7 protein-coding genes are annotated in these 8774 nt (G+C 47.2%); 3 read left to right on the top strand and 4 right to left on the bottom strand.

Annotation, left to right across the window (positions count from 1 at the left end):
- Positions 1-837: 837 nt before the first annotated feature.
- The 3 genes from Q0668_RS02055 (at position 838) to Q0668_RS02045 (ending at position 3671) form a co-directional block, all read left to right on the top strand.
- On the top strand, positions 838-2031 hold the full coding sequence (locus Q0668_RS02055; protein ID WP_298859432.1) for a GntR family transcriptional regulator: 1194 nt from the start codon (positions 838-840) through the stop codon (positions 2029-2031).
- Positions 2032-2179: 148 nt separating this feature from the next.
- Positions 2180-3133, top strand: a complete 954-nt coding sequence (locus Q0668_RS02050; protein WP_298859430.1) for a DUF1559 domain-containing protein — start codon at positions 2180-2182, stop codon at positions 3131-3133.
- 118 nt (positions 3134-3251) lie between these two features.
- Positions 3252-3671, top strand: coding sequence for a carboxypeptidase-like regulatory domain-containing protein (locus Q0668_RS02045; protein WP_298859428.1), 420 nt, complete (start codon positions 3252-3254; stop codon positions 3669-3671).
- A gap of 17 nt (positions 3672-3688) precedes the next feature.
- On the opposite strand, the gene Q0668_RS02040 is transcribed toward Q0668_RS02045, so the two are convergent.
- The 4 genes from Q0668_RS02040 to Q0668_RS02025 all read right to left on the bottom strand — a co-directional run.
- Positions 3689-4594: a DUF817 domain-containing protein gene (locus Q0668_RS02040; protein ID WP_298859426.1), complete on the bottom strand. Its 906-nt coding sequence runs from the start codon at positions 4592-4594 to the stop codon at positions 3689-3691.
- Between the two features lie 59 nt (positions 4595-4653).
- Positions 4654-6927, bottom strand: a complete 2274-nt coding sequence (locus Q0668_RS02035) for a hypothetical protein (RefSeq protein ID WP_298859424.1) — start codon at positions 6925-6927, stop codon at positions 4654-4656.
- A 382-nt stretch (positions 6928-7309) separates the two neighbouring features.
- Complete coding sequence (locus Q0668_RS02030) at positions 7310-7810, bottom strand: hypothetical protein (protein ID WP_298859422.1); 501 nt, start codon at positions 7808-7810, stop codon at positions 7310-7312.
- A partial coding sequence (locus Q0668_RS02025; RefSeq protein ID WP_366918858.1) for a DUF1559 domain-containing protein occupies positions 7797-8774 on the bottom strand: 978 nt, incomplete at its 5' end. The genes Q0668_RS02025 and Q0668_RS02030, both read right to left, overlap by 14 nt.

Here is an 8774-nt window from a genome sequence, read left to right as displayed (position 1 = left end):
GACATCCTGTAATAACCGAACCGAGTAGGCAGAAAAACCGACGCGCCAATGCTCTTCCCCCTGCTTGAACCACAGGTGTGACTTACTATAAACACGGTCCTGAGGAATTCGGGCCTCAAAATTCCCCATCATAAAGACAAGATCGTCGGGCATGATTCAATTTGCTGTGAGCTTCGTTAATTCTAGAACGCTTCCCATTGAATCATAGTGGTTTCGATAAAAATCAACTCGATCCAAATGGTTCTGGAGACGCGATAATAAACCTGTGGTACAGGATAAACCCACGATGAAAAGGGAGTTATCCCTCATATTCTTTGAAGGCAGGACTTTACGCAATAAACACTACTTAAATAGTAGAAACAGTTTTTTCATGGGATGCAAGCGGGATTCCACGAGGAAACCCGGGATGACCGAATTTTCTGCTGCGAATCCCGGTCAGACTTCCCTATCGCGATTATTATAGGCTCTTTTCAGCATAAACTAGAGGGACACTTCAAAAACGAAGGGTAAGAGTGAGATAGCGAGGGGGGTTCCCTTTCCGAGTCGAGCTGATTCGTGGTACGCCCCAGAGAAACGGATCACTCCTAAAAGCTCTGTAATTGTATCAATCTTGTACAGACATTTAATTCAGAACTTGTTTTCGGATTATTTTTGCGAACTTGCTGCAAAGCCTGTCTCAGCTTGGATTAATACTATTTAAAATGCTTTGTTCTCGATTTTCTGATTGACTGATCAAAAGACCTCTGTATTATTGGAACTGCCAAGTGGTATGCCATTGTATGTACCTTTCATTGATTCATTCAGAATCACAGACGTGTACAAAGCAAATGAAAGTTCTTGAATTTGGATGATCGACCTTTGATATTCAATGATGAAACCTTTGATGCGAGTTCATTTTCTGCTGGGAGATCTGCTGATTCTACTCAGACAAAATACGAGCGCATTCAGGAACTTCTCAAAACGCAGATTCGAGAAGGACAACTTCAACCCGGAACCGCCCTTCCTTCTGAACAACAGTTAGCGAACTTATTTGAAAGTGCACGTAGTACTGTCAGGCAGGCCATGGGCATGCTGGAGCGTGAAGGGTTGGTTACCCGCGTTCAGGGTAAAGGAACTTTCGTGCATGAAAATGCGCGCCAGAGACTTGCTTCTGGACTCAATATTCTGGCTTTGGTAATCCCTGAAGTCTTATCCGGTTTCTATCCCTCCCTGCAACACAGTTTTGAAGAATCAGCGAGAGAATCACAAAATCAGATGATGGTTTGCTGCACTCGTAATAATATCGACAAGCAGGGCAATGCGATTCTGCAGTTGATTGATAATCAGGTAGGAGGCGTCGCGATTGTGCCTGCGAGTACACCTCCTACTCCCGCGTATCAAATTCGCCAGTTACAAAAAGCGGGCATTCCCGTTGTCCTCTGTCACCGTCCGGTCGAGGGCATTGTTGCGCCTCTGTTAGGACTGCCCTACAATGAGATTGGCAGACTGGCGGGCGAAGCCCTGGTTGAATCAGGTCATGAGCACTTTGCCTTTTTCGCCCCGCACCGTACTCATACTACAGATAAGTATCTGGAAGGCTTTCAAACAGTACTTGCTCAGGAAGGCTATGAACTCCCGGAGAAGAATTGTTATTTTGGTGAAGACGGCGTCATCGATATGCAGATTCTTGATGTGGAAATTTCCAAGACGTTAAAACGCCTGATGGAAAGTAAAGACCGTCCTACTGCCATTTTTTCGTCTTTTGATTCGATGGCAGAGCGGCTCTATCTGCATTTAAACAAAATGGGAATCCGTATGCCGGAAGAGGTTTCGTTGATGGGAGTTGGCGACAAAATTCGCCATAGCGTACTTCAGCAACATATCGCTTCGGTCACCGTTGACGAAACAGAACTGGGCCATCGTGCTGCGGAATTACTTAACAAGATGCGTAGTGGAGAGATCCCGATCGAATCTTCAGAATCATATATTATTCGTGCTGAAGTCTATCATGGCATGACGCTTGGTGCGATCAGTGGAGTAGAGATGAGATAAATAAATTCCGCTGAGAGCGTAATTTGATGCCTATAAGTTATTCGTTTTAATTATTGTCTAATACTGCCTGGTTTTTGAACGTTTTGTAAAACATCAGATTTCGGGCGGGCCTGTGTCGTACTTTCATTGATTTTGAAAGGGAAGAAAGATGGAAAAAGTCCTCTACAATAAACGTGGATTCACATTGATCGAGCTATTGGTAGTCATTGCGATTATTGCGATCCTGATTGCCCTTTTGTTGCCTGCGGTACAACAAGCAAGAGAGGCAGCGCGCCGGAGCCAATGTAAAAACAACTTGAAACAGATCGGACTGGCCACTCATAATTACCATGATGCGCACAAAGTTTTTCCGATCAGTCATGGTGATACCGGGAATTCCTTTGGCTGGCGTGCATTGGTTTTACCCTATATCGATCAAGCCCCTCTTTATAATAAGATTAACTTCAGTGGAAATATTGTTGATGCTGGAAATTTAACGGTCGCACAAACTCCCTTGACCGTTTATCGCTGTCCCAGTGACCCGACCGCCGACCGAGTGAGTGGTGCAAATCAGGTTTGGTCAAACTGGTGTTATCCGGCGACCTGCCCTGCTGCTTCCCGAAATAATATTGCTGTTACAACTTATAAAGGTGTAGATGGCAGGGGTTACGATCTGACTTCAGCCACTTCTCCCCTGCCTCACGGAATGTTCGACCGTCGTATGGGGCTGAGGGTCAGTGGTGGCGGGGGAAGTGTGGTGACCCCCAACCGGACGATCAGAATGCGAGATGTAATTGACGGGACTTCGAATGTGCTTTTTGTGGGCGAAAATTCTCCTGGGTTCCATGCCTGGTCTTCCTGGGCAGCCTGGCATTCTCCGATGACTACTGCGTTTCCGATTAATCATCCTTTTAAAGTCTGGGGCAGTGCTCAGGCTCGGATCAGTTCTGGCGCTCACGGCTGGACCGATGGATTTGCTTTTTCGAGTTACCATGTAGGGGGTGCCCATTTTTTAATGGTTGATGGTAGCGTGCACTTCCTGAGTGAAAATATGGATTTTCTGACTTATCAACAAATGGGGAATCCTCAAGATGGCTTACCCCTGGGTGGCCTCCTCAATTAGTCCTCATGAGTTTGCAGCGGTAAATTAAATTCAGGTAAATAAAGATCAAGGATTTCAGTCAGTCAATCTGTTCTTGATTACAATCGATTCGATCTCAATAGTTCAGCAGGAGCAACTCATGCATTCGATCCGTCTGTTAATGAAACCAGCATTGACCGTATTGGGCTTAATCGTGTTTCTGGGTTGTAGTGTGAACCGGGATGCGGACTTGCCGCCCACGATTTCGGTCTCTGGAGTTGTTACTTATCAGGGGAAACCGGTCCCTGATGCCTCCATTATGTTCTATCCCACTGAAGGGAGGAAACCCGCAACGGGCAAAGCGGACGCCTCTGGCAAGTTTGAATTGAGTACGTTCGGAAAAAATGATGGTGTTCTTGCGGGGGAGCACAAAGTGACTGTGAACGCCTATCAAACAACGTCAGAGGGTGTTTCGATGAAAAGTGCGATTCCTGTAAAATATACCAATCCGAGCAGTACGCCTCTGGTTGTGAATGTTTCCGAATCGGAAAATGAAATTGAGTTGAAGCTGGTTGATTAACAGAGCTGCTGTGATGCTTATGACGAATTTGTGTCAGGTTCCTGATAGTCTTTGAACAGGGTGGGACGATTCACGAGCGAAACCAGCACGAAGCTGAGCATCATCAACAGATACCAGGCGGTCAATTTGGAGAGGGGAACCATTTGCCACTGCTTTTCCTGGGTGGGATAAATCCAGATATGGGAATAGGTGGCCAGATTTTCTGCAAACCAGATAAATAGTGCCACTAGTAACCAGCCGATTATCAGGGGCATGCGGCGGTGCACGGTGTCCATTTTGAAATAGATGCTTACTCTCCCAAACATGAGCATGCTGGCAAAAATTAAGAGCCAGCGAATGTCGAACACATAGTGATGCGAAAAAAAGTTGATATAAATTAATGCCACCAGCACAACGGTGCTCCACATTGGCGGATAATGGGAATAACGAAAATCAAAAATGCGCCAGACGCGGGCAATATAACTTCCTACGGCGCTATACATAAAGCCGGCAAACAGAGGAACATTTCCAATACCAATCAGAAATGGTTCCGGATATTGCCAGGAGCGAATGCCGTCGGAGGTCTTAAAGAGTTCCATTACCGTGGCGACGATGTGAAAGATTAAAATCACAACTGCTTCGCGCGGCGATTCCAGACGAAAGCAGAGTAAAAAAACCTGAAACGCGATGGCTGCCAGAAACAGAAAATCGTATCGATAGAGAAAATCAATGGGATACCAGAACCGCGTGATGATCATCACCGCTAGTAGAAATCCTCCGAAGATACAGGCGGATGCCTGCTTTAATCCGAATAGCCAGAATTCTCGGAGAAATGTTTTCAGGAGAAGGACCTCATGAGTCTGATTTTTGAAACGTGCGGTGTGGGTATTGTGCAATTGTAATGCAAATGGAATGGTCGATCCACAAAAAAAGGGAGCAGACATAATGCCTGCTCCCTCTTCGGAAATTTAGATAGCTCCAAGCTACCTGTCGCACACTTCCGTCATTCAGCGACGACTTCCGCCATCAGTGGTGCAAACTGTACTTCGATTGGATTTGAAGCGGCTCCATCTCCACGGACCACGATCAAGGTTGCTTCTGCTGCATCTAAGAGAGGCAGTTCGGGCATCTTGACGCGAACGCCGAGATCGTACCAGCCGTGGATTTCCGCTTCAAAATTCATGCCATTGAGCGACATGAGAACTTTACCGGGTTCCGGTCCCAGACCTTCGCCTGCCAGATTCACCATTCCCCCACTCACGACGACTTCTGTGTCAGTTGAAAACAGAGCAGGATCGACTGACAGGACATCAACGCGTGCCATGACAGCACCATTGTTTTCTTCGAACGCTTCAGGAATTTCTTGATGTGAATCGATCAAGACATGCAATTGTTCGAAAGGAACTTCATTTCCTTCTGCATCGGTCGACATTGTGCTGGCTGCAAAAGGCAGACGGATATCGACAGACTGAATCTGACCCGCGGCGATATTATCGACACGTGATCCCGCTTCGGGTACTCCCTCTGTTAATTCATGTGAATTGGAAGCCATCAACATCACGTTGAACGGTTTATAGATATCAACCGTGCTATTGTTTCGGAACCAGACACGAAAGCGAGGTCCGAGTTCTTCTTCTGCGTGTCCCGAATCTACAAACCGTACTGCCAACATCTGCAAGTCGAGCCCGGTATTGATCACGATGGGTTCAACGTCAACCCATGTACCACAGGTTACGATGGGCAGTGGCTGCCAGACAGGGCATTCATACCAGTCCCAGGCAACACATGGTTCACAGATGACAGGACGACAGAAGAGTGGTCGCGGATCACAGATGGGGTGACACCAGTCCCACCAGCACCAGTCAACCCACTCGCTCCAATGTGGGCTCCAGCAGTAGCTGGGGTACACACCAGGACCGGCATACCAGCTACCAAAGTGTGTGTTGGTGTATGAGAGTGACATGCGACCGAACAGTGTTCGATTTCTCCAACCGCCGTGCTTGAGCAAATTCTTGTGGAAGTGCATCTGTCGTGCGACATCGCCTTTTTTGTGCAGATTAAACTGCTTCTTGAGATTCCACTTTTTGCTTTTCTTGCTGTTGATCAGAGAATTTAATTTTCCGGCTTTCAGCTGTTTATCGAGACTCGCGTTGATTGGTTTGATGTTTTTACCTTTAAACAAGTCTTTCTTGAGAGGCACGCCATTTTTACCGATCCATTTTTTGGAAGGAGGAAACGGTTGAAACTGATTGCCTTTCAATTTGCCTTTGCCTTTTGAGAATCCTTTGTTCTTCGACAGATCCAGTTTTCCTGGCTGCTTTCCGGGTTTGCCGAATGCGTTTTTGCCTGAGATGCCTTTGACGGGAGGTATCTGTTTGCCTTTGCCGAGGTTCGGTACTTTGATCCCTTTACCTGGCTTGGGAACTTTGATGCCCTTACCTGGTTTTGGAACGAAGGTTCCTTTTCCGGGCTTCGGATTAAATGTGCCTTTGCCTGGTTTGAACACATTGTTCTTGCCCGGTTTTGGCTTCACGACATTTTTTCCAGGTTTAGGTACGAAGGTTCCTTTGCCTGGTTTCGGAACGAAGGTTCCTTTGCCGGGCTTGGGATTAAATGTGCCTTTGCCTGGTTTAAATACATTATTCTTGCCCGGTTTTGGTTTCACGACATTTTTTCCAGGCTTGGGTAAGTCTTTTGTCGTACCTGGTTTTCGATTAGGAATTTTGAGACTGGGCACGCGCGATGGTGGAGTTTTGGAATTCCCTTTTACATTCGGGCGTTTGCTTGTCTGAGGAATCTTGAAAGCGGGCCGCGTTGTTTTCGGCGTCACTTTGAAGGAGGGTTTTGATTTTCCGGTTCCGCGATTGCTCACTTTGGGTGTCGATTTTTGTGGTGCGACTTTCGAAGTGGGTCGTGAAGAACGAGAGGGTCTCTTGGAAGTCGAAGGTGTTGACTTCGGCTGTGCGCGACTGCTTTGGGGTCGGCTGCTTTTCGATTGGCTACTTTTTGGCTGACTGCGTTGTGTTGGACTGCTTTTTGATCGACTGGAACGATTTGAGGTCGATTGTGAGCGTTGTGAACTACTGCGACTGGAACTTTGTGGTTGACTTGATCTGCTGGAGGAACTTTTTGAACTGCTGCGACTATTATTGCTGGACGATTTTCTGGATGGTTTTGCTTCCAATAGTGGTGACCCGCAGATTCCCGCCATCAAAGCCAGTGACAGTAAGCAGCGAAAGCAACGTTTCAAGTAGTGGACTTTTTTCTGGATCATCATGACTCTTCCCCTTTAGGTAAATCAGAACTGCCCGCGTTGTGATGTGAACGCGTTAAGAGGGAAGCGCAAAAGATGCCAATTATGCCGATTCGTATTCGACGAATAAAAACCAAGCTACTTAAAGCACTTATAAATAATGACTTATGGATTTTTCTAGAATTACGAATGCAGTGTGAATCTGATTGTAGTTTCAACATTATTGTAAGGTGCGCCATCAGATTGAGTTCAGCATGAACTCATTTTTACAGCGGTCGAGGCTTGTCTTCAGGTCATTCCTGCCGATACAAAAAGCGGCATTGATCTGATAACGGTTTCGCTTTGGAAATCTTCCGGAGCCGCGGAAAAATCTGGCATGGATCAGCGACGCTCTGTGGAGACAAGCTTACTTTGTTGAGGCGCTTTTTTCTTCCAGCACAAAGGGCGATAACTCTCGGGAGTCGGGCATGATGAGGGTAGAAAAAGTCCACTCTGTGGAGTTGACTTTTCCCAAAACTGCGTTCGCCTCATCGGGATTCGTTGTTGAATCAGTCGGACTCTTGTCTGCCTGACCTGAAACAAGAACTCGATATTCTCCCTGAATGGGGCCATTCTCCTTATTGAATTGAAATGCGCCGTCTCTAATTTGTGTTGTTGCGGCGGGCCCTTTACTTTTCGGGAGGAAGCTGATGGTTCCATTCACGACCGCAGTCGAGTTCTCTTTGACAACGGTTCCGGTGACAGGCAGCCGACCAATGTCTTTGGTGCTTGTGCCACAGCCGGGAAGCATGCACAGGAACATCCCACTGGTGAAGCAGATGAGCCAGAGCATTGTTCTTGAATAGAGCCGATGCCAGTGGAGTCTGCTCTGATTATTTTTATAGCACTGAACATTAGAATTCGCCAACGACTTCGCCTCCAGCGATAGTAGATAGATCTTGCAGTAAATTAAAATCGAGATTGTTACTTAAAAACCGTACCGAACCATCTGCCAGGAGGAAGTGCGCGCCACCAACATGTTGACTCCAGAAGTGGCCATTGTGTGCTGAAGTGCTTGAATCCCCCGGACTGAGCCCCAAATCTATAGAGAGAATATTGTCTCGATCGCCTCCCTGGTCATCGCCACTGCCACAGATGGGCCACCCGTAGCGTAAATCCAGGGGTATTCCGCGTTCGCCGACCATGAGTGTGTTTGTTGTCCCATCGGTCACGTCTCGAATTCTGGTTTTACTCCCTTTAAAAAGAATTCCATCAAAGGCAGTCCTGGTTGTTCCGGAAACGCCCAGATAATCCGAAGGCACATGTTTGCCGAAGCTGGCTTCATCTCTTACCTGTCCTGCATTAGGGTCACTGGGGCAGAGAAAAATCGGGACAATATTTCCGCCACGATTTGAAGTGCTGTCGAGCGCCCCGAAGCAGCCTAAGGTAGGACTGGGAGTGTTAAAATCCAGCTCATTGTAAAAGTTGCCCTGATCGAGATAAGGCAGGAGCATTGACTGGAACGTCCAGAACCGATAACTGGCGCCTGTCGAATGCAGCCCCATATGACCAAAGGGATTACACTGATGGGTGCTGTGATAGTTGTGTAGTGCCAGACCGATTTGCTTCATGTTGTTTTTACAGGTACTTCTGCGTGCCGCCTCCCGGGCCTGCTGTACCGCGGGCAGTAACAATGCGATGAGAATGGCAATGATGGCGATGACCACCAACAGTTCAATCAATGTAAATCCGCGTTTTCGTACTCTTTTCGAATTCATTTCAAAACTCTCTATGATAAGGAGGAGAAGAGGCCCGCGCCCCTTAACAGAGATGTAAGCCCGCATTTCCCAGATGACTTCCTTCGCTTTGGCATGCGATTTGCGCCAGACCCT

Source organism: uncultured Gimesia sp. (assembly GCF_937910335.1).
GTDB lineage: Bacteria > Planctomycetota > Planctomycetia > Planctomycetales > Planctomycetaceae > Gimesia.
Note: the sequence above shows the minus strand (reverse complement) of the source record. Positions and strands in the feature narration are given on the sequence as shown.

Excerpts from the sequence above, each read along its gene's own strand:
- Q0668_RS02050 (WP_298859430.1), top strand. The coding sequence starts at position 2,180 with ATGGAAAAAGTCCTCTACAATAAACGTGGATTCACATTGATCGAGCTA.
- Q0668_RS02045 (WP_298859428.1), top strand. The coding sequence starts at position 3,252 with ATGCATTCGATCCGTCTGTTAATGAAACCAGCATTGACCGTATTGGGC.
- Q0668_RS02040 (WP_298859426.1), bottom strand. The coding sequence starts at position 4,594 with ATGTCTGCTCCCTTTTTTTGTGGATCGACCATTCCATTTGCATTACAA.
- Q0668_RS02035 (WP_298859424.1), bottom strand. The coding sequence starts at position 6,927 with ATGATGATCCAGAAAAAAGTCCACTACTTGAAACGTTGCTTTCGCTGC.